The following is a 23,074-nucleotide window of genomic DNA, read 5'->3' on the forward strand; positions in this document are numbered from 1 at the left end:
GCGTGAGGCTGATCATCGCGCTGGCGTTGCTGCTGGTCTGCGGTGCCTCCGGCGTGCCGGTGCGGTCGGAGGTGATCCGCTGGCTGCCCGTGTGGCAGGCCGTGCCGACCCAGGCGAGCGCGGTGCCGGACCAGAGCGTCCGCACCACCGTCGACCTCGCGGCGGGCGGCACGTCGGTGCGCCTCAGGCTGTCGAACCTCCTGGGCACCAAGCCCGTCCGCGTCCAGGAGGTCGTCGTCACGGCGGACGGAGAGACGCGCCGGCTCACGTTCGACAGGTCCACAGCCGTGACCATCCGTGCGCGCGGTGAGGTCTACAGCGACGCCGTGCAGCTCAACGTCCGTGACACGCTGGACATCCGCACGTACACACCGGCCGGAACGCCGTGCCAGGCCCGTGCGCACCGCACGATCACCTCGACCCGTGAGCAGATCTGCCTCATCTCCGCGGTCGAGGTCGCGGGCTTCACCGCACCGGGCGCCGTGGTGATGTTCGGCGACTCGATCACCGAAGGCTGGTACGAGAACACCTGGCCGTCACTGGTCGAGACCGACTACGCGGTGCTCAACGCCGGCATCAACGGCAACGGCGTGGTGCTGGGCAACGCGCCGATGGTCACCCGTGTCTACCGGGACGTGCTGTACAGCAAGGAAGTCCGCAAGGTCGTGCTGCTCGGCGGCATCAACGACATCCAGAACAGCGTCAGCGCCGAGAACGTCATCGCGGGCATCCGGACCGTTCAGGCGCGGTGCCGCAACGAGGGCGTGGAGTTCCGCGTCGGCACCATCACGCCGTGGCGCGGCTGGTTCTCCTGGACCGAGGAACGCGAGCAGCAGCGCCAGAAGGTGAACGCGTGGATCCGCGCCACCTTCCCCGACGCCATCGACTTCGACGCCGCCGTGCGGGACGGCGCCGATCCGCTCAGACTGCGTCCGGAGTTCGACTCCGGTGATCACCTGCATCCGAACGGGACCGCATTCGGTGCAATGGCTCGCCTCGTGCGGGTTTGACCAGAGGCCGGTCCGGCGCGTCGGCCAGCACACCCGCCAACGGGTCGTCGCCCGCCATCCGCACCAGGTCGCGTTCCGGGTGGTAGATCTCCTTGATGATCAGCACGCACAACGCGATGACGGCCGCGTCCCGCAGCAGCACGGCGCCGAGGAACCAGTCGATCGGCAGTCCCTTGTGGTCCGTGCCGAGGTAGAAGTACATGCGCGGCACCCACACCAGCGCGTCGACGGTCATCCACGCCAGCAACAACTTCCAGCGCGGCAACGCGAGCACGGCCAGCGGCACCAGCCAGAGCGAGTACTGCGGGCTCCACACCTTGTTCGTCAGCAGGAACGCCGCCACCACGAGGAACCCGAGCTGGGCCAGCCGCGGCCGGGTCGGCGCCGACAGGGCCACGTACGCGATCCCGGCGCAGCAGACCAGGAACAGCACCATGCTGACCGTGTTGAGGACCGTCGGCGGTTGTCCCTGCGTCAGGCCGGGGTCGAAGCCCTGCCAGCCCGTCCACTGCACGAGGACGTTGTAGAGCGTGTCCGGGTCCGCGTTGCGTTCGGTGTTGAGCCTGAAGAACTCTCTCCAGCCCGTGTGCGACGCCGGGTTCAACGCCAGCGGTGCGTTCACCAACGCCCACGCGCCTATGGCCGCCGCAGTGGTGGTGAGACCGACCTTGAGTCTTTCGGACCGCCAGCACAACAACAGCAACGGTCCGAGCAGGAACAACGGATAGAGCTTCGCCGCACCACCGAGCCCCAGCAGGACACCGGCGAGCACGGGTTTCTTCCGCGCCCACGCCAGCATGCCCGCCGTGGCGAACGCCGTCGCGATCGTGTCGAAGTTCGTGAACGCGTGCACGATGACCAACGGCGAGACAGCGACTATCGCCGCGTCCCACGTCCGGCGCCGCGCGATGCGGGCCACCGAGAACACCGTCACCAGCCACGCCACCGCGAGCCAGAACGCCGTGACGTTGAAGAACACGATGACGGTCATCGGCAGACCGGGCACCAACGCCACGAGGCCCTGCGCAACGCGCGCGTTGAGCCACATGAACAAGCCCGTGACGACCGGGTACTCCATGTACCGGACGTGCTCGGTCGGCTTGCCCTCGTCGTCCTTCCACGACGTGATGTACGGGAAGGAGCCCTGCTGGTCGAGCCGTTCCGCCGTGTAGAGCGGCACGGTGTCGGAGTAGCAGAGCGCGACGAACTGCCGGCTCCCCCGCCAGTCGAGCTGCACGACGCCCTTGTCGTCCACGTACTGCTGGACGCACGGCGACTTCTGCACCCACCCCAGCAGCAACGTGACGACGGCGAGCATCAGGATCACCCGCACGGCCGTCCAGAAGTAGTTCCTGCCGACCAGCGCGTGCTCGCCGAGCGGACCGCCGAACGGTCTGCTCAGGCCGCGCGCCAGTGACTCGGTCCACGTCGGTGCGACGCGCTCCTCGGGCGTGAGCGAGTCGGTGTCCTCGGCGAGGTCCTTCTCGGAGGACTCGGCGGGAAGCTCGGCAGGGCTGCTGGGCACGGGGCGGATGTTACGGCCAAGACCGTTTCGCCGTGGTCAACATCCCAGGTAACGGCAGAAAGCGAAGGGGCCCGGTGCGTTGCGCACCGGGCCCCTTCACTGGTCAGCCTCCTGGATTACCGCCCCTCGGCCTCGTCTGCGACGGGTCCGGCGGCTCACCGGACGGGTCGCAGGTGATGCCGGGGATGCAGCCGGGGCCGGACGGCTTCGTCTGCGACGGCTTGCCGGGCTCCGAGGTCTGCGACGGCTTGTCGGGGTTGCTCGACGGCTGGTTGTTGCTCTGCGGCACCGACGGCGGGTCGGACTTCTTCGGCGGGTTGAAGTTGCCGAGCGGGACCGGCGTCGGGAACGCTTCCTTCTGCGCGTTCGCGAGTGCCGCGTCCATGAACTTCTTCCACATCAGGCCGGGGAGACCGGAACCGAAGACGGCCTTGCCGGTCTTGTCCTTGATGGCCACGTTGCCCTGGTCCTTGCCGACCCACACGGCGGCGGACAGCTGCGGCGTGTAGCCGACCATCCAGGCCTTCGAGTTCTGGTCGAGGCTGCCGGGGAGCTCGTGCGTACCGGTCTTGCCGGCGCACGGGCGGCCGCCGGCACACGCGATGGCGCCGGACGGGATCGCCTTCAGCGTCTCCGTGACGTTGTCGGCGATGTCGCGGCTCTTCGTCTCCACCGGGTCGAACGCCGGCACCGCCTGGTCGACGTGCTGGAAGAGGACGTCACCGGTCGGACCGACGACCTTCGAGACGAAGAACGGCTGGCGGTACATGCCGCGGGCCGCGAACGTCGCGTACGCCGAGGCCATGTCGAACGGCCGCACCTGCGCGCTGTCCGCGCCGATGGCGATACCGGCGGTGGGCGGGTTGCCGCCCTCACCGACCAGGGTCTGCTTCTCCGCGCCACCGACCCGCACGACCTTCGGGATGCCCGCCGCGTGCGCCGCGTCGGCCACGGCCTTGGTGCCCGTGCCCTCCGGACCCGCCACCATGTCGTAGAACACGGTGTTGAGAGACTCCTTCATGGCCTGCTTGATCGGGCACTGCTTGCCGCACGTGGTGTTGCCCGCGTTGCGGACCTCGACGCCGGCGATCTTGCGCGGGGTGGCGTCGTAGGTGTCGCCGATGCCCTTGCCCGCCTTGAGCGCGGCCACCAGGTCGAACGGCTTGAACGACGAGCCGGCCTCCTGGATCGTGCCCTTGGCGTAGTCGATGCCCTTCAGGCCGTCCTTGCCGGGGTAGTACGCCCTGACGGCGCCCGACTGAGGCTCGATCGCGCTGAGCGACGTCCGCAGCTCCGGATCCTGGCCCTCCATCACGGAGTTCACGGCGTCGAGGGCGGCCTGCTGCATGCCCTTGTCGATCGTCGTGGTGATCGTGACGCCGACCTTCTGCGCACGCTCCATGCTGAGGTTGCCGATGCCGCTGTCGATCTCGTTCTGGACCTGCTGGCTCACGCGGGCGAGCGGACCGTCGAGACCGGCGGGCTGCGTCTGCTCGAACGGCAGCGGGTCCGGGTACTTGCGGGCGTCGTAGTCGGCCTGGCTGATCCACTTCTTCTGAAGCATCTGGAGCATCACGAACTCCCAGCGCTTCTTCGAGTACTCGACGTCCTCCGACCAGGAAGGCGTCTGGATCATGCCGGCGATGAGCGCGGCCTCCGACGGGCTGAGCTCCGCCATCGGCTTGTTGTAGTAGACCTGCGACGCGGCCTTGAAGCCGTTCGCGCCACGGCCGAAGTACACCGTGTTGAGGTACGCGGTGAGGATCGTGTTGTGGTCCGACTCGTTGCTCATCTTGTAGGCCTTGACGAGCTCGGTGAACTTACGAGTCAGCGTCGCTTCCTCGTTGCCCGTGGCCTTCTTGATGTACTGCTGCGTCAGACCGGAACCACCCGAGCTGCCACCCGTCGCCTGGATCCAGACGGCGCGCACGATGGCCTTGGCGTCGAAGCCGGGGTTGTCGTAGAAGTTCGCGTCCTCCGCGGCCATGACCGCGTTCTTCACGTTGTCCGGGATCTCCTCGTAGGTGAGGAGCGTGCGGTTCTGGCCCGGCGAGGTGATCTTGCCCATCTCGGAGCCGTCCGAGTAGAGCAGCGTGATCGTCTTGTCCTGGGCGTCGGCGATCTCGTTCGGGCGCGGCCAGTCGACCAGCGGGTACGCGACCGCGATGGCGATCACCGGACCCAGGATCATCATGCCGATGGCGACGAACGCACCGATGCGGACGCGCTTCCAGATCTTCTTCTTGCGCAGCCGACGCTCCTCCTCTTCGGTGAGCTCCGGCTCGTCGTCGTAGTACTCGTCGTCATCGTCGTCCACGCCGGCCATGAGGAACTCGTCGTCAGGCTCGCGGTGGGTGATGAGCTCGGGCTCGCGCTGCGTCGCCGGTCGGCTGACCGGCGGCATCTGCGTGGTGCGCTCCTCGCCGGGGTTGCGCGGGGGCATGCCGGGACGGCCGGGGCCACCCTGCGGGCCGGGACCGCCGGGGCCACCAGGACCACCGGGGCGACGGGCGCCGGGAGGCGGGGCGATGGGCATCCCACCGGGAGGCGTCGGCGGACGGTTGCCGCCAGGCCCACCGGGGCCACCCGGCGGCATGCCGGGACCACCGGGACCGCCCTGGGGACCACCGGGTCCACCCTGCGGGCCCGGTCCGCCCGGACCGTTCATCGGCCGGCCGGGACCGCCCTGCGGCCCACCCTGCGGACCGCCTGGTCCGTTCGGGCGGCGCGGAGGCTGTTGCTGTGGGAAACCACCGGGCGGCGTGCCACCCTGAGGAGGGCGCGCGAAACCGCCGGGTGGGGTACCCGGTCGCGGCTGATTCGGGACATCGCGCCTCGTGCCGCCGCCGTCCGGGTCGTCCCCGGTCGGCCACTGCGGCTCGCCTCCGCGCTGCCGGTCATCATGCTGGTCGTTCACGTGAAAAGGCCTCCCAGACCGGCGTGCATCAGCACACGGTTCGGTGGTCGTACTTCGTTCGGAGCAGTGTCACCTGAGCGTCATTCCGCCGCAGTCCTCCTGCGTGGCTTTTCCAGCCCACGCTTCCCCAGGACGTATGACTGCACCAGGTGGTTCCAACTGCATGTGCGGCAAACCTCTACGAGGTACACGGAGAACTCGTCGAAGAGGTTCGCCATCTTCACCAGTTCTTCAGGTGTGCGGGCCGAGCCGGACGCGTGCTTGAGTTCGTCACCGTAGACCCACGACACCTGGGTGAGCGGTTCCTTGCGGCACACCGGGCAGGGCACATCTGTGGCCGTACCGTGGAACTTCGCAGCTCGCAGCAGGTACGGGTTCGCGTCGCAGACCTCCATGGTGCCCGTGCGACCGGCATAGACCTCCGCCAGCAGCGCACGGCGCTGCAGCGAGTAGTCCACCACCTGTCGTTGGGTCAACACGTGACAAGAGTACGTGCCGGGCGCTTTTCGACGATGGGCCGTTCAGGGCAGCAGTAGTCGGCGCGGTATCACGGTGTGCCACATCCCACAGTTCTGAGGAGCACACGATGTATCGCACCGATATAATCACCTCACCTATCGGTGCAGGTGCGGGGAGGTGACTCGTGTTCGAGTTCGCGCTGCTCGGCCTGCTGCACGAGGCGCCCATGCACGGCTACGAGCTGCGCAAGCGCTTGCATGACCTGCTCGGAGCGTTTCGCGCGTTCTCCTACGGATCGCTGTACCCAACACTGCGGCGACTCCAGAGGGCGGGCCTGATCGTGGAGGAGGGGCCGGAGGACTCGGCCCTTTCTTGGGGACGTCGGGCTCGCAAGGTCTACAAGCTGACCCCGGAAGGCAAGGAGCGGTTCGCCGATCTCCTGGCCGACGCCGGTCCGCAGACCTGGGACGACGACTCGTTCGGGGTCCACCTGGCGTTCTTCTCGCGCACGCCGGCCGATGTGAGGATGCGCATCCTCGAAGGCCGCCGGCGGTGTGTCGAAGAACGCAGGGAGGGCCTGCGCGAGCGACTGACGCGAACCGGTGAGCAGATCGACCGCTACACCCGTGAGCTGCACAGCCAAGGCCTGGAAAGCACGGAGCGCGAGGTGCGGTGGCTCAACGAGCTCATCGCGCACGAGAAGTCCGAGCAGGACGAGCAGTAACTCACATGTTGATCAAGGAGGACTCGGCAATGGGCGAAAACCGCCGCACCGTTCGAGTGGCCATCGTCGGGGTTGGCAACTGCGCGGCGTCGCTGGTGCAGGGCGTCCACTACTACCGTGACGCCGACCCGAGCACCCGCGTGCCCGGTCTGATGCACGTGCAGTTCGGTGACTACCACGTGCGCGACGTCGAGTTCGTCGCAGCGTTCGACGTGGACGCGAAGAAGGTGGGTGTCGACCTCTCCGAGGCCATCGGGGCCAGCGAGAACAACACCATCAAGATCGCGGACGTGCCGCCGCTCGGCGTCGTCGTGCAGCGCGGGCACACCTACGACGGTCTCGGTCGCTTCTACCGGGAGACGATCGAGGAGTCCGACGCGGCGCCGGTCGACGTGGTGCAGGCGCTGCGCGACGCCGAGGTCGACGTGCTGGTCTCGTACCTGCCCGTGGGTTCCGAGGACGCGGACCGCTTCTACGCCCAGTGCGCCATCGACGCCGGTGTCGGCTTCGTCAACGCCCTGCCGGTCTTCATCGCGTCGGACCCGGAGTGGGCGGAGAAGTTCCGCGCCGCCGGCGTCCCGATCGTCGGTGACGACATCAAGTCCCAGGTCGGCGCCACCATCACGCACCGCGTGCTGGCGAAGCTGTTCGAGGACCGCGGCGTCCAGCTCGACCGCACCATGCAGCTGAACGTGGGCGGCAACATGGACTTCCTGAACATGAAGGAACTGGAGCGCCTGGAGTCCAAGAAGGTCTCCAAGACCCAGGCCGTCACGTCCCAGGTGGACCGCGAGATGGGCAAGCGCAACGTCCACATCGGCCCGTCCGACTACGTCGCGTGGCTCGACGACCGCAAGTGGGCCTACGTGCGTCTCGAGGGCCGCGCGTTCGGCGACGTCCCGCTGAACCTCGAGTACAAGCTGGAGGTCTGGGACTCCCCGAACTCCGCGGGCATCATCATCGACGCGGTCCGCGCGGCGAAGATCGCCCTGGACCGCGGCATCGGCGGCCCGATCCTCTCGGCCTCCTCGTACTTCATGAAGTCCCCGCCCGTGCAGTACTCGGACTCCGAGGCGCACGAGGCCGTGGAGAAGTTCATCCGCGGCGAGGTCTGATCGTCGCTGGGGCCGCCTCCTTCTCGGGGGCGGCCCCTTTTCTTTGGGTTAGCGCTTGGACAGCCGGAGCTTCTGCCAGCTGCCGTCCGCCGTCCACCCGCCGTCCACGGGCAACGCGACCCCGTTGACGTACTTGGCGTTGTCGCCCGCCAGGAACCGCACGGCCTGCGCGATGTCGTCCGGCGCCGCGAACCGCCCCATCGGCACGTGCTCCGTGATGTCGTCGTCCACGTAGTACCCGCCGGCCTGCGACTCGACGTCCATCTCGGTCTTGACCCACCCGGGACACACTGCGTTGACCCGCACGCCCCTGCCACCCCACTCGACGGCCAGGGTGCGGGTCAGCCCGATCAGCCCGTGCTTGGTCGTGTTGTACGCGGCCCGGTCCGCCACACCCTGCAACCCGGCCACGGACGCGATGTTGACGACGCTGCCCGACTGCTGTGCCAGCATGATCTTGCCCAGCGCCTGCGTGAGCAGGAACGGCCCGGTCAGGTTGACCGCCATGATCCGTTCCCACTGCTCCAGACTCGTGTCCTCGAACGGCACGATGCCCGCGATCCCGGCGTTGTTGACCAACACGTCGACCCGGCCGTGGGTGGTCATGACGTGCTCGGTCAGGCGTTGGACGTCCGCGGCGCTGGCGACGTTGCCGACGACCCCGTCCTGGCTCTCCTGCAGGTCGAAGCCGACGACGGCGAACCCGTCCTCGCGCAGCACTTCGGCGATCCGCAGCCCCATGCCCTGCGCGGTGCCGGTGACCACAGCAACTCGTTGCGTCATACCGCCACGCTAAGGACAGTTCGGGCTCGGCGGGAGCCACCGGCACGCGATCTGGTGCTCAGCATCAGCCTTGCTGGCAGAGAACGCAGGCGCCCCAGTCGAACTCGCCGGTCGGCGCCGCATCGAGCCGTCGTCCGATGACCAGGCCCACAACTCGCGTGGCTCCCGCCCGCTTGAGCGCGATCGCGGACGACTGAAGGCTCGCACCTGATGTCCACTGATCGTCTACCAGCAGCACTCGTTTGCCGGCGACGTCCGCCTCGACCGTGTACTCGTTCGGTCGCAGCTGCCGGGTGTTCGTGCTCGACGTGCCGAGAGTTTCGGTGAAGCGCTGTCGGGTGATGTTGAGGCGCCGGCTGAGGATGTCGATCAAGGGGTGCGCGGCCTTGCGTTGCCGGGTGCCCGGTACGACCGTCACGAGGTCGAACTCACCGAGGCAGCGGAGGTGCTCGGTGGCGCGAAAGCACGTGACGCACACGTTCGGGCCCCGGCCAGGTGGTGCGATGAGGATGTTCTGATACCGCTCGAGGACGCGGCTGAGCGGACTCACGTCAGAGGTCGATCAGGTCCGGAACTCCGGCCCGCAGCTCGTCCAGCACGTGCAGCAGGTGGTCGGGGCCTTCCAGGACCGTCGTGTTGGGCCGCTCCGACATCTCACGACCCCAGGTCGTGCCGGACACGACCTCGGGCAGCAGGAAGACGTGCCGGCCGTGTTCCAGAGCGAGGCGTGCCTGGATCCGGGTGCCGCTCTTCTCTCCCGCCTCCACGACGACGGTGGCGACGCTGCACCCGCTCATGACGGCGTTGCGCATCGGGAAGTGGTGTTTCGCGGGACCGGTGTCAGGCCAGAACTGAGACAGCACCGCGCCGGTCCTGGAGATCTCCTCCTGCAGGGCGGCGTTCTCCGCCGGGTAAGCGCGGCGCAGGCCTGTTCCGACGACGGAGACCGTTCGTCCGCCGGCGTCCACTGCGGCTCGGTGCGCCGCCGTGTCAACGCCCGCCGCCAGTCCGCTGAAGACCGTGATGTCGTGCTTGACGAGCATCGTGCGATCTCGCGTGTGATGTGGAGGCCGCGTGCGCTCGCGTGCCTGCTGCCGACGACGGCGACGCCGAACTGGTCGGCGGGGTCGAGAAAACCCTTGCAGGTCAGGAAAGGCGGCCGTTGATGGACCATCAGCAGCTGGACCGGGTACTGCTCGTCGAGCACGGTGACGAGGTGGATGCCCTCGTCCTCCCAGGACTCGATCTCCTTCTCGACCAGGTCCAGGCGGCCCGCCACGTCGGGCGCGGCGTGGTCGAGCGTCGGCTGGTCGGGCGTGAGCAGTGCCTCCAGCACGGCGAGAGCGGACCCCGCGTCCTCGACGGCGTTGGTGACGTCAGGCCAGCTGCGCCCGCTGTCGCGAAGTGCGAGCAGGAGCGCCGCCTGTTCACGCCGGTTCACCACTGACACATCCTATCGAACACAGGTTCGACGCGCTCGGCCGAATCGCCTGAAAGTGGGCGAGTCTAGCTGGAAAAGCAATGATCACCGCTACCTTCGCCCGGTGCGCACGCTGCTCGTCGCCCTCCCCGGCCTGGTCCTCGCCGGCATCGGCCTGACCCACCCCCACCACCTGGACGCGTCGACCGCCCAGTGGTGGCAGAACATGCACGTCATCCTGGCGGTGATCTTCCCGCTCCTCGGTGCCGCGCAATGGGTCCTGCTCGACGACAGCCCGCGCTACGTCCGCTACCCGGCCCGCCTGGCGGCCTTCGGCTACGTCGTCTTCTACGGCGCCCTCGACGCACTCGCGGGCATCGGCGGCGGCGCCCTGGTCCTGCAGAACGGCGGCCGCGCACCCGGCGACGCGGCCATCTTCCGCATCGGCAACCAACTCGGAACCGTTGGCGCGTGGTGCTTCTTCGCCGCCAGCCTCGCGATCGCGGTGTGCGCGCTCCTCAAGCACCGCCTCAAGGCGATCCCCGGCGCGCTCTTCCTGATGGCGGGCAGCTACCTGTTCCTCAGCAGCCACATCTACTGGCCGAAGGGCGTGATCGCCTGCACCTGCATCGCGATCGGCATGGCCGCGCTCAGCTACGCCAGCGCACCAGGCAAATCGGCGATGGAACCCAGCACCCGCACCTGAGCCAGCACGTCGGCGGCAGGCGGGAAGTGCGGGTTCGGCACGGCCAACACGGTCATCCCGGCAGTCAGCGCCGCCTTCAGTCCGTTGGTCGAATCCTCGACGGCGTAACAGGATTCAGGCGCGACGCCCAACTGCGACGCAGCCGCCAGGTACACGTCCGGCGAAGGCTTCCCGGCCGCACAAGACTCCGACGACACCGCAACGGGCACCGGCAGCCCGGTCACGTCCAGGAACACCCGAATCAGCACCAACGGCGCGGAAGAAGCGATCGCCACCGGAAACCGCGAAGCCACCGCCTGAACCGCCTCAGCGGCCCCGGGCAACACCGGCAGGTGCTCGGCGTAAGCCTTCTGCATCTCGGCGATGACCCCGGCGGAGACCTCCTCCGCGGACAGCCGCACCCCCAGCGACACCAGGTACGCGGCCCACTCCGGCGTCGACATCCCCTGCATCGCCCGAGTCGCCTCGGGAGTCCACACCCCGCCGTGAGCAGCGGCGAACGACTGCCGCACCTCGTCCCACACCTGCTCGGAGTCGATCAGCACGCCGTCGAGGTCGAAGATCACCGCATCCACGCCCCGAACCGTACCCTGTGGCGCATGATACTTCGCTATGCTAAGCAAAATCGGTTAGGCTAGCTAAGTGAATTTCAAAGCTCAGCCCAAACAGGTCTGGATCACGGCGTTCGCCGCCGTGATCGCCTTCATGGGGATCGGGCTCGTGGACCCGATCCTGTTGTCCATCGCAGAGGGTCTGCACGCGACACCGGCGCAGGTCACCCTGCTCTTCTCGTCCTACCTCGGCGTTCAGGTCGTGGCGATGCTCTTCACGGGCGCGGCCACGGCGCGGTTCGGGGCCAAGCGCACGCTCGTCGGCGGGCTCGCGCTGATCGTCATCGCCACGCTGGCGTGCTCGGCGGCAGGGAGCATCGGCCAGCTGGTCGGCCTCAGGGCCGTCTGGGGCCTCGGCAACGCCTTCTTCATCGCCACCGCGCTCAGCGTCATCGTCGGCGCGGCGAGCGGCGGGCAGAAGGCGGCGATCCTGCTCTACGAGGCCGCGCTCGGCCTCGGGCTGAGCGTCGGGCCGCTGCTCGGCGCCCTTCTGGGCAGCATCTCGTGGCGCGGGCCGTTCCTGGGCACCGCGGTCCTGATGGCGGCGGCGTTGATCCTTTGTGCAACGTTCCTGGCCAAGGACTCGCACCACGAACGTCCGAAGATCGGCCTTGCCGACCCGCTGAAAGCTCTGAAACACCCGACGCTGCTCCGCACGAGCGTCGGAGCGGCGCTCTACACGGCGGCCTTTTTCACCGTGCTGGCGTGGTCGCCGTTCGTCCTCCAGTTCGGGGCGGTCGAGATCGGACTGATCTTCTTCGGCTGGGGCGTGTGCGTCGCGGTCTCCAGCGTCTTCCTCGCGCCGCGCCTCGCGGACCGGGTCGGCGAGAAGCGCGCGATCATCGCCTCGGTCTTGGCGTTCGCCGTGCTGATGGTGCTGATGGCGGTGCCCAGCAAGCCGTTGCTGGTCGTCGCGATCATCGTGAGCGGCCTGGTCAGCGGCCTGCTCAACACCCTGTTCACCGGCACCGCGATGAGCGTCAGCGACGCGCCGCGGCCGGTGGCGAGCGCCGGGTACAACTTCCTGCGCTGGCTCGGCGGCGCGCTGGCGGCGACGTTCGTGAGCCACCTCGCCCAGCCGTTCGTCGTCGCGGCCGTCCTCTGCGCGGTCGCAGCGGTCCTGCTCGCGTTCAACCGAACTGATACGCGCGAGGTACCTACGGAAGTCGTGATCGCGAGCGAGCAGCTAGTGGGTTAACAAAGGGTGAACTACGGTCGGTGGCGGTTCCCGCACCGACCGTAGGAGGCCACCACCATGATCCCCCTGCCGCTCGTCAACCACCGCGTCGGCAGAGCAGCGGTGACATGTGAATACCGTTGCGGCGACGCGTGTTTCCACGAAGTTCCGAACACTTCGGACAATCCGTACTTCGGCGATCTGGTCAGCCGTCGGACGGCGCTCAAGGCGGGCGCGGTCGTCGCGGCCGCCGCCACCATCGCCGCACCCGCGACGGCAGCGGCAGCCGCACCCGAAGAGAAGTCCCAGGGCCGCCCACCCCGGGGTCTCGACTTCAAGCCCGTCCAGGTCAACACCAAGGACGAGGTCGTCGTCCCGGAGGGCTACGAGCAGGGGATCGTGATCCGCTGGGGCGACCCGCTCTTCCCCGGCGTTCCCGAGTTCGACTTCGACAACCAGACGGCCGCGAAGCAGGAGAAGCAGTTCGGCTTCAACTGCGACTTCGCCGCCATCCTGCCGCTGGACCCGTTGGAGCTCAGCGGGATCATGGTCACGAACCACGAGTACACCAGCGAGCCGTTCATGTTCCGCGGCTACGACGCGAACAACCCCACCGAGGAACAGGCCAAGATCGCCTGGGCCGCGCACGGCCTGTCGGTGTTCATGATCAAGCGGTCGCTGTTCACCGGCCACTACAAGCCGCGCTTCAGCAAGTACAACCGCCGCATCACCCTCAACACGGCGTTCGAGGTGCGCGGCCCGGCCGCGGGCAGCGCCCTGCTCAAGACGTCGGTCGACCCGACGGGCAAGAAGGTCTTCGGCACGATCAACAACTGTTCCGGCGGCGTCACGCCGTGGGGCACGATCCTGTCCGGCGAGGAGAACTTCAACCAGTACTTCGCCAACGCCGCCGGCCGCAACGACCCGCGCCTCACCCGCTACGGCGTCACCGGCACCGCGACCACCCGCAAGTGGGAGCGCTTCGACAAGCGCTGGGACCTGGCCAAGGAACCCAACGAGGTCAACAGGTTCGGCTGGGTCATCGAACTCGACCCGCACGACCCGGACTCCACGCCGATCAAGCACACGCACCTCGGCCGCTTCAAGCACGAGACCGCGAACATCCGCGTCGCCGACGACGGCCGCGTCGTCGCGTACTCCGGTGACGACGAGCGGTTCGAGTACATCTACAAGTTCATCTCCACCGGGAAGATGAAGCGCGGCAACAGCAAGGCCGCGCGCCGCCACAACATGACGCTGCTCGACGACGGCACGCTCTACGTCGCGCGGTTCAAGGGCGACAGCCCGGCGTCCGAGATCGACGGCACCGGAAAGCTGCCCAGCGACGGCAAGTTCGACGGCACCGGCGAGTGGATCCCGCTGGCGGCGGGCAAGAAGTCGTTCGTGCCGGGCATGACCGCCGAGGAGGTCTACGTGTTCACGCGCGAGGCCGCGGACAAGGTCGGCGCCACGAAGATGGACCGCCCCGAGGACATCGAGTGCCACCCGCGCACCGGCACGGTCTACTGCGCGCTCAGCAACAACGTCGAACGCGGTGTCACGGCGGGCAAGGAGGGCGCGACCGAGCCGAACCCGCGCATCAACAACCGCCACGGCCAGGTCCTGGAGTTGCAGGAACGCCGCAGCGACGCGCTCGCGCTGACGTTCAACTGGGGTCTCTTCCTGGTCTGCGGCTTCCCGGACGACCCGAACACCTACTTCGGCGGCTACGACAAGTCCCAGGTCAGCCCGATCTCCAGTCCGGACAACGTGGCGTTCGACCGCTACGGCAACCTGTGGATCTCCACCGACGCCGACGGCAAGCTCGACGGCCTGAACGACGGCCTCTACGGCGTGCCGCTGGAAGGCCCGGAACGCGGTCACCTCAAGCTGTTCCTCACGGTCCCGCGCGGCGGCGAGACGTGCGGCCCGGTGATCGGCGAGCGGGTGATCACGGTCTGCGTGCAGCACCCCGGCGAGGTGGACGGCGCGAACGCCGACAAGCCCGTCTCCAACTGGCCCGACCGGGGCACCGCACGGCCGCGTCCGTCGGTCGTCGCGGTGTGGCGCAAGGACCGGGGGCGACTGGGCGAGATCGGCTGATCACTACGCGTGTTGTGATCGTTCGGGTGTAGTACGAGTTCGCTCGCCGTTCATCTGCTGGACAGCGGGCGAACTCGTTCGGCTCTTAGGTTCGGCCAGTTCCCACACTGACACCGATCTCGGAGGCCTGCGTGTCCTCACCCACCGATCGGGGCCGTCGTCTGCTGCCCCTCCTCACGACCGGCCACCCGCTCGGGCGGCAGGCTGTCACCTGCGAGTTCCGCTGCGGCAACGCCTGCGCGCACGAGGCGCCCAACTCGTCCGCGAACGCGTACTTCGGCGACGTCGTCCAGGAAGTCGTGAGCCGTCGCGGCATGCTGAAGGCGGGCGCCGTCGTCGCGGTCGCCGGTGCCGGCGCGCTCGCGTTCTCCGGTTCCGCCGCCGCCGCTCCCGCGCACGCCGAGGCCGCCGGTCGTGGCGGTGCCAAGGACCCGGGCGGTCTGAACTTCGAGCCGGTGCAGCCCAACACCCTCGACCAGATCTCCGTGCCCAAGGGGTTCCAGCAGGACGTCGTCATCCGCTGGGGTGACGGGATCTTCGACGACTCGCCGAAGTTCGACTTCGACAACCAGACGCCGGAGGCGCAGGCCAAGCAGTTCGGCTTCAACAACGACTTCTGCGGTCTGGTCCCGGTTCCGGGCTACCACGACAGCTGGCTCATGGTGAGCAACCACGAGTACACGACCGAGTCCTTCATGTTCAAGGACTGGTCGCCCACCACGATCACCGAGAAGCACGCCAAGATCGCGTGGGCCGCGCACGGCCTGTCGGTCGTGATGGTCGACCGCGACCCGCGCACCGGCAAGCTCTTCGTCTGCCCGGACGACAAGCGCAAGTACAACCGCCGCATCACCCTCACCACGCCGTTCGAGGTGAAGGGCCCGGCCGCCGGTTCCAAGTACCTCAAGACCTCGGCCGACCCGACGGGCCGTCGCGTGCTCGGCACGCAGAACAACTGCGCCGGTGGCGTCACGCCGTGGGGCACGATCCTGTCGGGCGAGGAGAACTTCAACCAGTACTTCGCCAACGCCGGCAACGTCACGGACCCCGACACCAAGGCCAAGTTCGCCCGCTACGGCATCAGCGGCGGCGCGTCCCTGCGTCAGTGGGAGCGCTTCGACAAGCGCTTCGACCTGGCCCAGGAACCCAACGAGGCCAACAGGTTCGGCTGGATCGTCGAGATCGACCCGCTCGACAAGCACTCGACGCCGGTCAAGCACACCGCGCTCGGCCGGTTCAAGCACGAGGGCGCGAACATCATCGTGGCCAAGGACGGCCGCGTGGTCGCGTACATGGGCGACGACGAGCGCTTCGACTACATGTACAAGTTCGTCTCCGACGAGAAGATGCAGAAGGGCGACTCGAAGCGCGCCCGCGAGCACAACAAGCAGCTGCTGGACAAGGGCACGCTGTACGTCGCGCGCTTCACGGGTGACAGCCCGGCCGCCGAGATCGACGGCACCGGCAAGCTCCCGGCCGACGGCGAGTTCGACGGCTCCGGCGAGTGGATCGCGTTGGCGCACAACGACAAGTCGTTCGTGCCGGGCTTCTCCGCCGAAGAGGTCTACGTCTTCACCCGCCTCGCCGCGGACACCGTGGGCGCCACCAAGATGGACCGCCCCGAGGACGTCGAGCCCTCGACGCACAACCGCCGGATCTACGCCGCGCTGACGAACAACACCGACCGCGGCAAGGCGGGCAAGGAAGGCCCGACCGAGATCAACCCGCGCAACGGCAACAAGCACGGCCACGTCCTGGAGATCGAGGAGCGCCGCAGCGACAACACGGCGCTGTCGTTCTCGTGGAAGCTGCTGCTCGTCTGCGGCGACCCGAAGGACCCCGGCACGTACTTCGGCGGGTTCGACAAGTCGCAGGTCAGCCCGATCTCGTGCCCGGACAACGTCGCGTTCGACACGCACGGCAACCTGTGGATCTCCACCGACGGCAACGCCCTGGCGTCCAACGACGGCCTGTTCGCGGTGCCCGTCGAGGGCCCGAAGCGCGGCCAGGTCAAGCAGTTCCTCACCGTGCCGAAGGGTGCCGAGACCTGCGGTCCCGTCATCACCGAGGACTTCGTGCTGGTGTCCGTGCAGCACCCCGGTGAGATCGACGGCGCGTCGGCCAACAACCCGCTGTCGCACTGGCCGGACGGTGGCACCTCGCAGCCGCGTCCGTCCGTCGCGGTGGTGTGGCGCAAGGACCGCAGGAAGATCTGCGACTGATCGTTCTTGATCGTGTGTCCTGGCTCACTCTGATCATGTGAACCGGTGCAGCCGCCCACCCGTGTTGTGGGTGGCTGCACCGCGGACAGCCAAACCCAGAAAGTCCACTTTGGCTGTCCACTTTGGAGTGAATCGTGAATGTTCGTCTTCTCGTTGGTGCTGCTGCTCTTCTGGGTCTTGCTGCGTGTGGCACCCCCACGGCCGGCACCGCCACCCCCACCCCCGTCGCTCAGGCCAAGGACGTTCCCGTCGCGGCAGCGGTCCAGGTCCCGGCAGGCCAGAAGCTGGTCGGCAAATACCAGGCCACGGGCGTTCAGACTTACTCGTGCCAGGGCAACGCGTGGAAGGGTCTAGAGCCCACCGCGACGTTGGTGGACAAGAACGACAAGCCGATCATCATCCACTCCCGCGGTCCCGTCTGGATCTCCGCCGTGGACGGCAGCGCGGTCGAGGCGACCCCGGTCGACGGCGCCAAGAACGACGTCAAGGACGCGGTGCCCGAGCTCCTGCTCAAGACCAAGGTCGCCCGTGGTGACGGCCTGTTCGGCAAGGTCTCCTACGTCCAGCGCCTCGCGACCGAGGGCGGCGTCGCGCCGACCGGTGGTTGCAAGGCAGGCACCCAGACCTCCGTCGCCTACAAGGCCCTCTACACCTTCTACGCACCGGCCAACTGAGACGGCACTGAACCGGTCCGGATTCCGGTCCGTACGACCTGAGGTGATGAAACGTGCTGGCTTAGTCCTGGTCTCATCAACTCTTCTGGGCATCCTCGCGGGTGGTGTCGGCTCCACCGCCGCACCCACCCCGGACGCCATGAGCGACATCGCCGCGAGGGTCGCACCCGCGGTGCAGGTGCCGCCCGGCAACAAGCTCGTCGAGAAGTTCTACGCCAAGGGCGTGCAGACCTACACCTGCGCGTCCGGCGCCTGGAAGAGCCTGGAGCCCGCCGCCACCCTGGCGGACCGGCTCGGGCGCGCGGTCGGACTGCACTCGCGCGGTCCGATCTGGGTCTCCACCGTCGACGGCAGCGCGGTCGAAGCCGCCCCGGTCGACGGAGCCCGCAACGAGGTGCCCGGCGCCGTTCCGGAACTCCTGCTGAAAGCCAAGTCCACCAGGGGTTCCGGTGTGTTCGCCGGCGTGAGCTACGTGCAGCGCCTCAACACCAAGGGTGGCCTGGCGCCGACTGGTTCCTGTACCGAAGGCGCCCAGACCTCCGTCCGTTACGAAGCCCTCTACACCTTCTCCGTCCCGGCCCTCTGAACGAGCGCGACGACCGCCGCCGCGACCATCGTGCCGCCGACGACCCACAACCCGGTCTTCTGCGTCCCGGTCAGGTCGCTCAACCACCCGGTCACGTACGGCGCCGCAAAGCCGCTGACGTTGCCGAGTGAGTTGATCAGTGCGATGCCACCCGCCGCCGCAGTGCCGCCCAGAAAACTCGTGGGAAGCGCCCAGAACGTGGGCAGGGCAGCACAAACCCCGATGGCGCACACCGACACCGCGACCATCGCGGCCACGGGGTGCTCGAGGTAGAGCGCGACCGGAATCGCCGCTCCACCGAGCAACATCGGCGCGGCGACGTGCCACTTCCGTTCCCCGGTGCGGTCGCCGTGCCTGGCCCACAGGACCATGGCGACCGCACCCAAGACGTACGGAATGGCGTTGATGAGCCCGCGCTCCACGATGCCGGCTCCCGGCGCCAGCCCCTTGATGATCGTCGGCAGGAAGAACCCGAGCGTGTACAGCCCGTAGACGATCCCGAAGTACACGAAGCTCAACGCCAGGATCCGCGGGTGCGTAAGAGCTTTCTTCAACGGCCAGTGCTCTTGTCGTGGCTCTTCTTCGACCGCCTGCTCCGGCTTGTCCGGCAACCAGAACCACGTCACGAACGCCAACGCGATCGCCGGCAGCCCCTCGACGAGGAACATCGTCCGCCAGTCGAACCACTGGATCAGCAACCCGCTGAACGTGGCCCCGAGCGCAGACGAGATCGGCACCGCCACCATGAACAGCGCGACGATCCGCGCCCGCTCCTTCTGCGGATACCAGTACGTCAGGTACAGGATGATCCCCGGGAAGAACCCGGCCTCCGCCACACCGAGCAGGAACCGCAACACGATCAGCACGGTCCCGTTGGGCACGAACGCCATGGCCGTGGCGACGATCCCCCAACTGACCATGATCCGCGCGATCCACCTCCGCGCCCCGAACCGGTGCAACGCCAGGTTGCTCGGCACCTCGAGGAGGAGATATCCGATGAAGAACACCCCGGACGCGAACCCGAACACGGTCGCGCTGAGCTGAAGCTCCTCCGACATCCCGTTGGGACCGGCGAACCCGATGTTGACCCGGTCCAGGTAGTTGATGAAGTACAGCAGGCACAGGTACGGCAGGATCAACTTCTTCGGCACTACAGTTCCCCCATGACTGATCGTCCGGTCGCCCTCGTCACCGGGGCATCCAGCGGAATCGGCTCGGCCATCGCCCGCAGTCTGGCCCCGACCCACGACGTCCTGCTAGCCGGCCGCGACGAGGACTCCCTCGCCGTCCTGGCCGCAGAACTCCCCGGCTCCCAACCCTGGCCGTTCGACCTGACCAACGTCGCCTCGGCCGACCTAGGACCGCTGTCCCGCCTGGACGTCCTGGTCCACAGCGCGGGTATCGCCCTCCTCGGCCCGCTCGGCGAGGCCACGTCCGACGACTGGCGCAAGACCTTCGACGTGAACGTCTTCGCCGTGGCCGAACTGACCAACCTGGTCCTGCCGCAACTCCGCGCCGCCGGCGGCCACGTGGTCCTGATCAACTCGGGCGCGGGCCTCGCCGCCAACCCGGGTTGGGGCGTCTACGCGGCCTCGAAGTTCGCCCTCCGCGCCTACGCCGACGCCCTCCGCGGCGACGAGCCGACGTTGCGCGTGACCACGGTCTACCCGGGCCGCACCGCCACGCCGATGCAGCAGGACGTGCGCCGCCAGGAGGGCGGCGACTACGACCCGTCCAAGTACATCGACCCGGCCTCGGTGGGACGCGCCGTGGCGTCAGCCGTGCTGGCGACACCCGACGCGCACATCACCGAGATCAACGTGAGGTCGCGCCCGCACTAGGGCCCGTGGCGGAGTTGTCCACAGGCTTGTCAACAGCCTGTGGCTAGAGGTTGACGCTCCGGAGTCGCTGCGCCGCCGCGGTGACTCCGGCCTGCGCCTCGTGCCGGTCCACCCGAGTCGACTCCCCACCGGACACGACCTGCTCCCCGGCCACCCACACATCGGTGACCCGCCGCGACCCGGCCGCCCACACCAGGTTCGCCAGCAACTGGGCGTCCGGCGCGTCCAGCCCGGTCGCGAACGCCGGGTCATCAGCGGAAACATGCACGACGTCGGCCCACCGCCCGGCCTCCAGCGAACCGATGTCGTCCCGCCCGAGAGCGTCAGCCCCACCCCGAGTGGCCATCAGCAACGCCTGACCAGCGCCAAGCACAGTCGCGTCCATGGTCGACACCCGAGCGAACATGCCGGCCAACCGCGCCGCGCCCAACAGGTCGAGGTCGTCGCTGGAAGCGGGCCCGTCCGTCCCGAGCCCAACGGAAACCCCAGCGGCCAGCATGTCCGGCACCCGAGCGATCCCCGAAGCCAGCTTCGCGTTGGAAGCCGGGCAGTGCGCCACCCCGACGCCAAACGACGCGTAAACCGCGATGTCGTCGTCCGACAGGTGCACGGAGTGAGCCGACAACACCCGCCCACCCAGCACGTCCGACGCCTTCATCAACGCCGGCACCGACCCGAACTCGGCCCGAGCCGCCTCGTCCTCGAAGGGCGACTCCGCCACGTGCACCATGAACAACGCGCCGCGAGCCCGTGCCTCGACAGCGATCGCGGTGAGCTGCGGCGCCGACAACGTGTAGGCGGAGTGCGGCCCGTACGCCACCTCGACGCGCTCACCAGGCCCGAACCGCAGCCCCTCGTCGTCGATCCACGACGAGATCTCGTCGGTCTGCGCCTTCCAGTCCATGCCGGGCACGTCGAGGATCGCCCCGCCGAACACCACCCGCGACCCCGCTTCCAGCACGGCCGAGGTGACCTCGCGGCCGTGAAAGTACATCTCGGTCGAGGTCGTGACGCCGTTGCGCAGCATCTCGACGGCGCCGAGCAGCATGCCGGTGCGCATGTCGGCGGGCGTCATCAACGCCTCGTTCGGCCACATCGCCTCCTGCAACCACCGCAGCAGCGGCAGGTCGGAGCCGAGGCCGCGCAGCACGGTCATCGGGGTGTGCGCGTGGGTGTTGACCAGGCCCGGCATCAGGATTCCCGACAACTGCCGGACCTCGCCGGAGAACTCCGGGGCCTCGGAGGCAGGACCGACGAACGTGATCCGGCCGTCGACGACGTCCACGACCGCGTCGCGCACGACGGCGCAGGACGGGTCGCAGGGCAGGACCACCGGGGCGTGCAGACGCAGTGACATGCGGAGAATCCTGCCATTGTGATGCCGGTCACATGCGTGCATAGTTCGCGAACGGTTGGGAATCCTCGTTCTGTCGGGCGCGGGCCGACCCCCAGGGTCCGCCCCGGCCTAAAACTTTTCCCCATCCAAGGGGCCCGTCGAAGCATGAGCCGACGGGCCCTTTGTGCATCCATGAGCAACCACCGGCCGGACAGGGGCGTCTCAAGATCATGTCGAAGAAGTCGTGCACGTCCGCCGGGCAGTTCCGTCGCGCGCAGAAGCCCGCCACCCCCAAGCCGCCGACCCGGCGTTGAGTTGGCATGATCACACTCCACGGTACGGGCGTGATCATGTGGAGGCATCAATGGCCGACCTCGACCCTCAGAACGACGACCAGTTCAGCGATGCCGAGATGACGCAGGAGTTCGAAGTCATCCGCGACGACATGTGAACCAAGAAATCGGCAGATCGGCTGAACTAGGAAATCGGCAGATCGGCGCGGACCGTCCACCCGGTCGGTTCGCGCCTGCCTGCGGAGAACGTGCCGCCCAGCAGTTCCGCGCGCTCGCGCATGCCGACCAGGCCGTAGCCTCCCGATCCGCCCACGGGAACGCCCGACGCGATGCCGTCGTCGGACACGGCCAGGTGCAGCACACCGTCCCCAGAGGACAGTGCGACGTCCACCGAGGACACAGCGGCGGCGTGCTTCGCGGTGTTGGTCAACGATTCCTGCACCAGCCGCAGCACCGACCGCGCCAGCTCCTGCGGCACGGCGTCCCGCAGGTCGAACGACAACCGCACCGGCAGCCCCGACTCGTCCGCCAACGCGCGCACGTCGTCGACAAGAGATGAAGACGCGGCAGGGGAAGCAGCTCCGGAAGCTTCACCGTCCCGCAACGTGCCCACGAGCCGTCGCATCGCGGTCAGGGCCTCGTTGCCGGACGCCGCGATCGACGGCAGCACGTCCACGGAACGGTTGAGCTGCCCGGCCTGCGCGTGCACGACGATCGCCGTGACGTAGTGCGCCACCACGTCGTGCAGTTCGCGCGCCAACGCCATCCGCTCCGCGTTTTGGGCCGCCGCAACGGAAGCAGCGAGTTGTGAGGTGCGTTCGGCGTCCCGGGCCCGGAAGTACAGGCCGGTGCCGAGCGAGAGCACGAGCAGCACACCGGCAGGGATCGCGTAGTTCCACGCGTCCGGCGTCCAGTCCCGGTAGTAGCGGGCGGCGACGATCGGCCAGCCCAGGACTTCCGCCAGCGCCAGCGCGGCCAGCACGGCCAGCACACCGACGACCGAACGGAACCGCGAGGCGACGCGCACGAGCGTGGCGATGGTGGCCATCGCGGCACCGGTCATCGAGATGCTGGCACCGCTCCAGAGCAGGTGCGGTTCGATCGCCACGCCGAGCAGCCGCATGTAGACGGCCACGCACGCCACGGCGAACGCCAGCGCGAGGGCCGCGTCGAACGGTCTGCGCGGGGCGAGCACCGCGAGCACGCAGATCACCGCGACACCGGGCACCTGCCACCAGCCGGCGCCCGTCGAGATCGCACCGACCTCGGCTGTCGCGATCACGGCGAGAGAGATCGCCAGCGGCCACTGGCGTTTGGCGAGCAGCCACCAGTTCAAGTCCGTGCTCTCCACCCGAGCAACCCTATGGCCGGAAGGGTGATCCCGCGTCCGACCGAGGGCCGACTCCGGCATCAGCCAGAAGGCTGAGGGGACGACCTGCGGAAACACCCTCACGGCGGATGCCGGATCACGCCCCGGTCACGGACTCTGGAGGTGCGGAAGTCGGGGAAACGGAGGACGCCATGTTGTCAGTTGTGTTCACTTGGGCCGCCGCGGTGGTCGGCCTGTTGGTC

At 68.2% G+C, this 23,074-nt stretch carries 20 protein-coding genes and 1 pseudogene; 11 read left to right on the forward strand and 10 right to left on the reverse strand.

Features of this window, described 5'->3' with window-relative positions:
* Positions 1-2 precede the first annotated feature (2 nt).
* Entirely contained in the window at positions 3-1,010 is a 1,008-nt protein-coding gene (locus tag JNUCC0626_RS33850) for a GDSL-type esterase/lipase family protein (protein ID WP_394614804.1), read from the forward strand.
* Here the strand turns inward: JNUCC0626_RS33850 and JNUCC0626_RS33855 are convergent.
* The 3 genes from JNUCC0626_RS33855 to JNUCC0626_RS33865 form a co-directional block, all read right to left on the reverse strand.
* Positions 922-2,535, reverse strand: a complete 1,614-nt coding sequence (locus tag JNUCC0626_RS33855) for a glycosyltransferase family 87 protein (RefSeq protein WP_394614805.1) — start codon at positions 2,533-2,535, stop codon at positions 922-924. The two genes, JNUCC0626_RS33850 and JNUCC0626_RS33855, sit on opposite strands and share 89 nt — an antisense overlap.
* Before the next feature lie 103 nt (positions 2,536-2,638).
* Positions 2,639-5,071 (reverse strand): transglycosylase domain-containing protein, encoded by a 2,433-nt coding sequence (locus tag JNUCC0626_RS33860; protein ID WP_394614806.1) that lies wholly within the window; start codon positions 5,069-5,071, stop codon positions 2,639-2,641.
* A gap of 461 nt (positions 5,072-5,532) precedes the next feature.
* A complete protein-coding gene (locus tag JNUCC0626_RS33865) occupies positions 5,533-5,931 on the reverse strand; it encodes a DUF5318 domain-containing protein (protein WP_394614807.1) in 399 nt (132 codons plus the stop codon).
* 164 nt (positions 5,932-6,095) lie between these two features.
* Between JNUCC0626_RS33865 and JNUCC0626_RS33870 the strand changes: the two genes are divergently transcribed.
* Entirely contained in the window at positions 6,096-6,635 is a 540-nt protein-coding gene (locus tag JNUCC0626_RS33870; RefSeq protein WP_394614808.1) for a PadR family transcriptional regulator, read from the forward strand.
* Positions 6,636-6,664: 29 nt separating this feature from the next.
* Positions 6,665-7,750: an inositol-3-phosphate synthase gene (locus JNUCC0626_RS33875; RefSeq protein ID WP_394622158.1), complete on the forward strand. Its 1,086-nt coding sequence runs from the start codon at positions 6,665-6,667 to the stop codon at positions 7,748-7,750.
* A 48-nt stretch (positions 7,751-7,798) separates the two neighbouring features.
* Here the strand turns inward: JNUCC0626_RS33875 and JNUCC0626_RS33880 are convergent, their stop codons facing one another.
* The 3 genes and pseudogenes from JNUCC0626_RS33880 to JNUCC0626_RS33890 all read right to left on the reverse strand — a co-directional run bounded on the left by JNUCC0626_RS33880 (position 7,799) and on the right by JNUCC0626_RS33890 (position 9,713).
* On the reverse strand, positions 7,799-8,533 hold the full coding sequence (locus JNUCC0626_RS33880; RefSeq protein ID WP_394614809.1) for an SDR family NAD(P)-dependent oxidoreductase: 735 nt from the start codon (positions 8,531-8,533) through the stop codon (positions 7,799-7,801).
* 64 nt (positions 8,534-8,597) lie between these two features.
* On the reverse strand, positions 8,598-9,083 hold the full coding sequence (locus tag JNUCC0626_RS33885; protein ID WP_394614810.1) for a ComF family protein: 486 nt from the start codon (positions 9,081-9,083) through the stop codon (positions 8,598-8,600).
* A 1-nt stretch (position 9,084) separates the two neighbouring features.
* Positions 9,085-9,713: pseudogene (locus tag JNUCC0626_RS33890) on the reverse strand (DNA-processing protein DprA).
* On the opposite strand from JNUCC0626_RS33890, the gene JNUCC0626_RS33895 reads away from it, so the two are divergent.
* Together JNUCC0626_RS33895 and JNUCC0626_RS33900 are read left to right on the forward strand one after the other, a co-directional pair.
* Positions 9,618-9,980 (forward strand): hypothetical protein, encoded by a 363-nt coding sequence (locus tag JNUCC0626_RS33895; RefSeq protein WP_394622276.1) that lies wholly within the window; start codon positions 9,618-9,620, stop codon positions 9,978-9,980. The pseudogene JNUCC0626_RS33890 and the gene JNUCC0626_RS33895 sit on opposite strands and share 96 nt — an antisense overlap.
* Before the next feature lie 97 nt (positions 9,981-10,077).
* Positions 10,078-10,659: a hypothetical protein gene (locus tag JNUCC0626_RS33900; RefSeq protein ID WP_394614811.1), complete on the forward strand. Its 582-nt coding sequence runs from the start codon at positions 10,078-10,080 to the stop codon at positions 10,657-10,659.
* On the opposite strand, the gene JNUCC0626_RS33905 is transcribed toward JNUCC0626_RS33900, so the two are convergent.
* Positions 10,608-11,234 carry an HAD family hydrolase gene (locus JNUCC0626_RS33905; RefSeq protein ID WP_394614812.1) on the reverse strand — a complete coding sequence of 209 codons (627 nt, stop codon included), beginning with the start codon at positions 11,232-11,234 and terminating at the stop codon, positions 10,608-10,610. The genes JNUCC0626_RS33900 and JNUCC0626_RS33905 overlap by 52 nt on opposite strands.
* A gap of 67 nt (positions 11,235-11,301) precedes the next feature.
* Here JNUCC0626_RS33905 and JNUCC0626_RS33910 point away from each other — a divergent pair, with 67 nt between their 5' ends.
* From JNUCC0626_RS33910 to JNUCC0626_RS33930, 5 genes are all read left to right on the forward strand, one after another.
* A complete protein-coding gene (locus JNUCC0626_RS33910) occupies positions 11,302-12,468 on the forward strand; it encodes an MFS transporter (protein ID WP_394614813.1) in 1,167 nt (388 codons plus the stop codon).
* A gap of 57 nt (positions 12,469-12,525) precedes the next feature.
* The gene (locus tag JNUCC0626_RS33915; RefSeq protein WP_394614814.1) at positions 12,526-14,550 is read left to right on the forward strand and encodes a PhoX family protein; all 2,025 of its coding nucleotides are present in this window, start codon (positions 12,526-12,528) and stop codon (positions 14,548-14,550) included.
* A gap of 131 nt (positions 14,551-14,681) precedes the next feature.
* Positions 14,682-16,772, forward strand: a complete 2,091-nt coding sequence (locus JNUCC0626_RS33920; RefSeq protein WP_394614815.1) for a PhoX family protein — start codon at positions 14,682-14,684, stop codon at positions 16,770-16,772.
* A gap of 134 nt (positions 16,773-16,906) precedes the next feature.
* Positions 16,907-17,446, forward strand: a complete 540-nt coding sequence (locus JNUCC0626_RS33925; RefSeq protein WP_394614816.1) for a DUF3455 domain-containing protein — start codon at positions 16,907-16,909, stop codon at positions 17,444-17,446.
* Between the two features lie 46 nt (positions 17,447-17,492).
* On the forward strand, positions 17,493-18,032 hold the full coding sequence (locus JNUCC0626_RS33930; RefSeq protein WP_394614817.1) for a DUF3455 domain-containing protein: 540 nt from the start codon (positions 17,493-17,495) through the stop codon (positions 18,030-18,032).
* Here the strand turns inward: JNUCC0626_RS33930 and JNUCC0626_RS33935 are convergent.
* On the reverse strand, positions 18,005-19,183 hold the full coding sequence (locus JNUCC0626_RS33935; protein ID WP_394614818.1) for an MFS transporter: 1,179 nt from the start codon (positions 19,181-19,183) through the stop codon (positions 18,005-18,007). The genes JNUCC0626_RS33930 and JNUCC0626_RS33935 overlap by 28 nt on opposite strands.
* 12 nt (positions 19,184-19,195) lie before the next feature.
* Between JNUCC0626_RS33935 and JNUCC0626_RS33940 the strand changes: the two genes are divergently transcribed.
* Positions 19,196-19,873 carry an SDR family oxidoreductase gene (locus tag JNUCC0626_RS33940; protein ID WP_394614819.1) on the forward strand — a complete coding sequence of 226 codons (678 nt, stop codon included), beginning with the start codon at positions 19,196-19,198 and terminating at the stop codon, positions 19,871-19,873.
* A gap of 43 nt (positions 19,874-19,916) precedes the next feature.
* Here the strand turns inward: JNUCC0626_RS33940 and JNUCC0626_RS33945 are convergent, their stop codons facing one another.
* On the reverse strand, positions 19,917-21,230 hold the full coding sequence (locus tag JNUCC0626_RS33945; RefSeq protein WP_394614820.1) for an amidohydrolase family protein: 1,314 nt from the start codon (positions 21,228-21,230) through the stop codon (positions 19,917-19,919).
* 456 nt (positions 21,231-21,686) lie between these two features.
* Positions 21,687-22,853 (reverse strand): sensor histidine kinase, encoded by a 1,167-nt coding sequence (locus JNUCC0626_RS33950; RefSeq protein ID WP_394614821.1) that lies wholly within the window; start codon positions 22,851-22,853, stop codon positions 21,687-21,689.
* Positions 22,854-23,074: the final 221 nt, after the last annotated feature.

It is taken from the genome of Lentzea sp. JNUCC 0626, from assembly GCF_043632865.1.
Taxonomy (GTDB): domain Bacteria; phylum Actinomycetota; class Actinomycetes; order Mycobacteriales; family Pseudonocardiaceae; genus Lentzea.

Bases quoted from the DNA above. Each gene is read 5' to 3' on its own strand.
- JNUCC0626_RS33860 (WP_394614806.1), bottom strand. From the start codon at position 5,071: ATGCCCATCGCCCCGCCTCCCGGCGCCCGTCGCCCCGGTGGTCCTGGT.
- JNUCC0626_RS33875 (WP_394622158.1), top strand. From the start codon at position 6,665: ATGGGCGAAAACCGCCGCACCGTTCGAGTGGCCATCGTCGGGGTTGGC.
- JNUCC0626_RS33880 (WP_394614809.1), bottom strand. From the start codon at position 8,533: ATGACGCAACGAGTTGCTGTGGTCACCGGCACCGCGCAGGGCATGGGG.
- JNUCC0626_RS33915 (WP_394614814.1), top strand. From the start codon at position 12,526: ATGATCCCCCTGCCGCTCGTCAACCACCGCGTCGGCAGAGCAGCGGTG.
- JNUCC0626_RS33930 (WP_394614817.1), top strand. From the start codon at position 17,493: ATGAAACGTGCTGGCTTAGTCCTGGTCTCATCAACTCTTCTGGGCATC.
- JNUCC0626_RS33940 (WP_394614819.1), top strand. From the start codon at position 19,196: ATGACTGATCGTCCGGTCGCCCTCGTCACCGGGGCATCCAGCGGAATC.
- JNUCC0626_RS33945 (WP_394614820.1), bottom strand. From the start codon at position 21,230: ATGTCACTGCGTCTGCACGCCCCGGTGGTCCTGCCCTGCGACCCGTCC.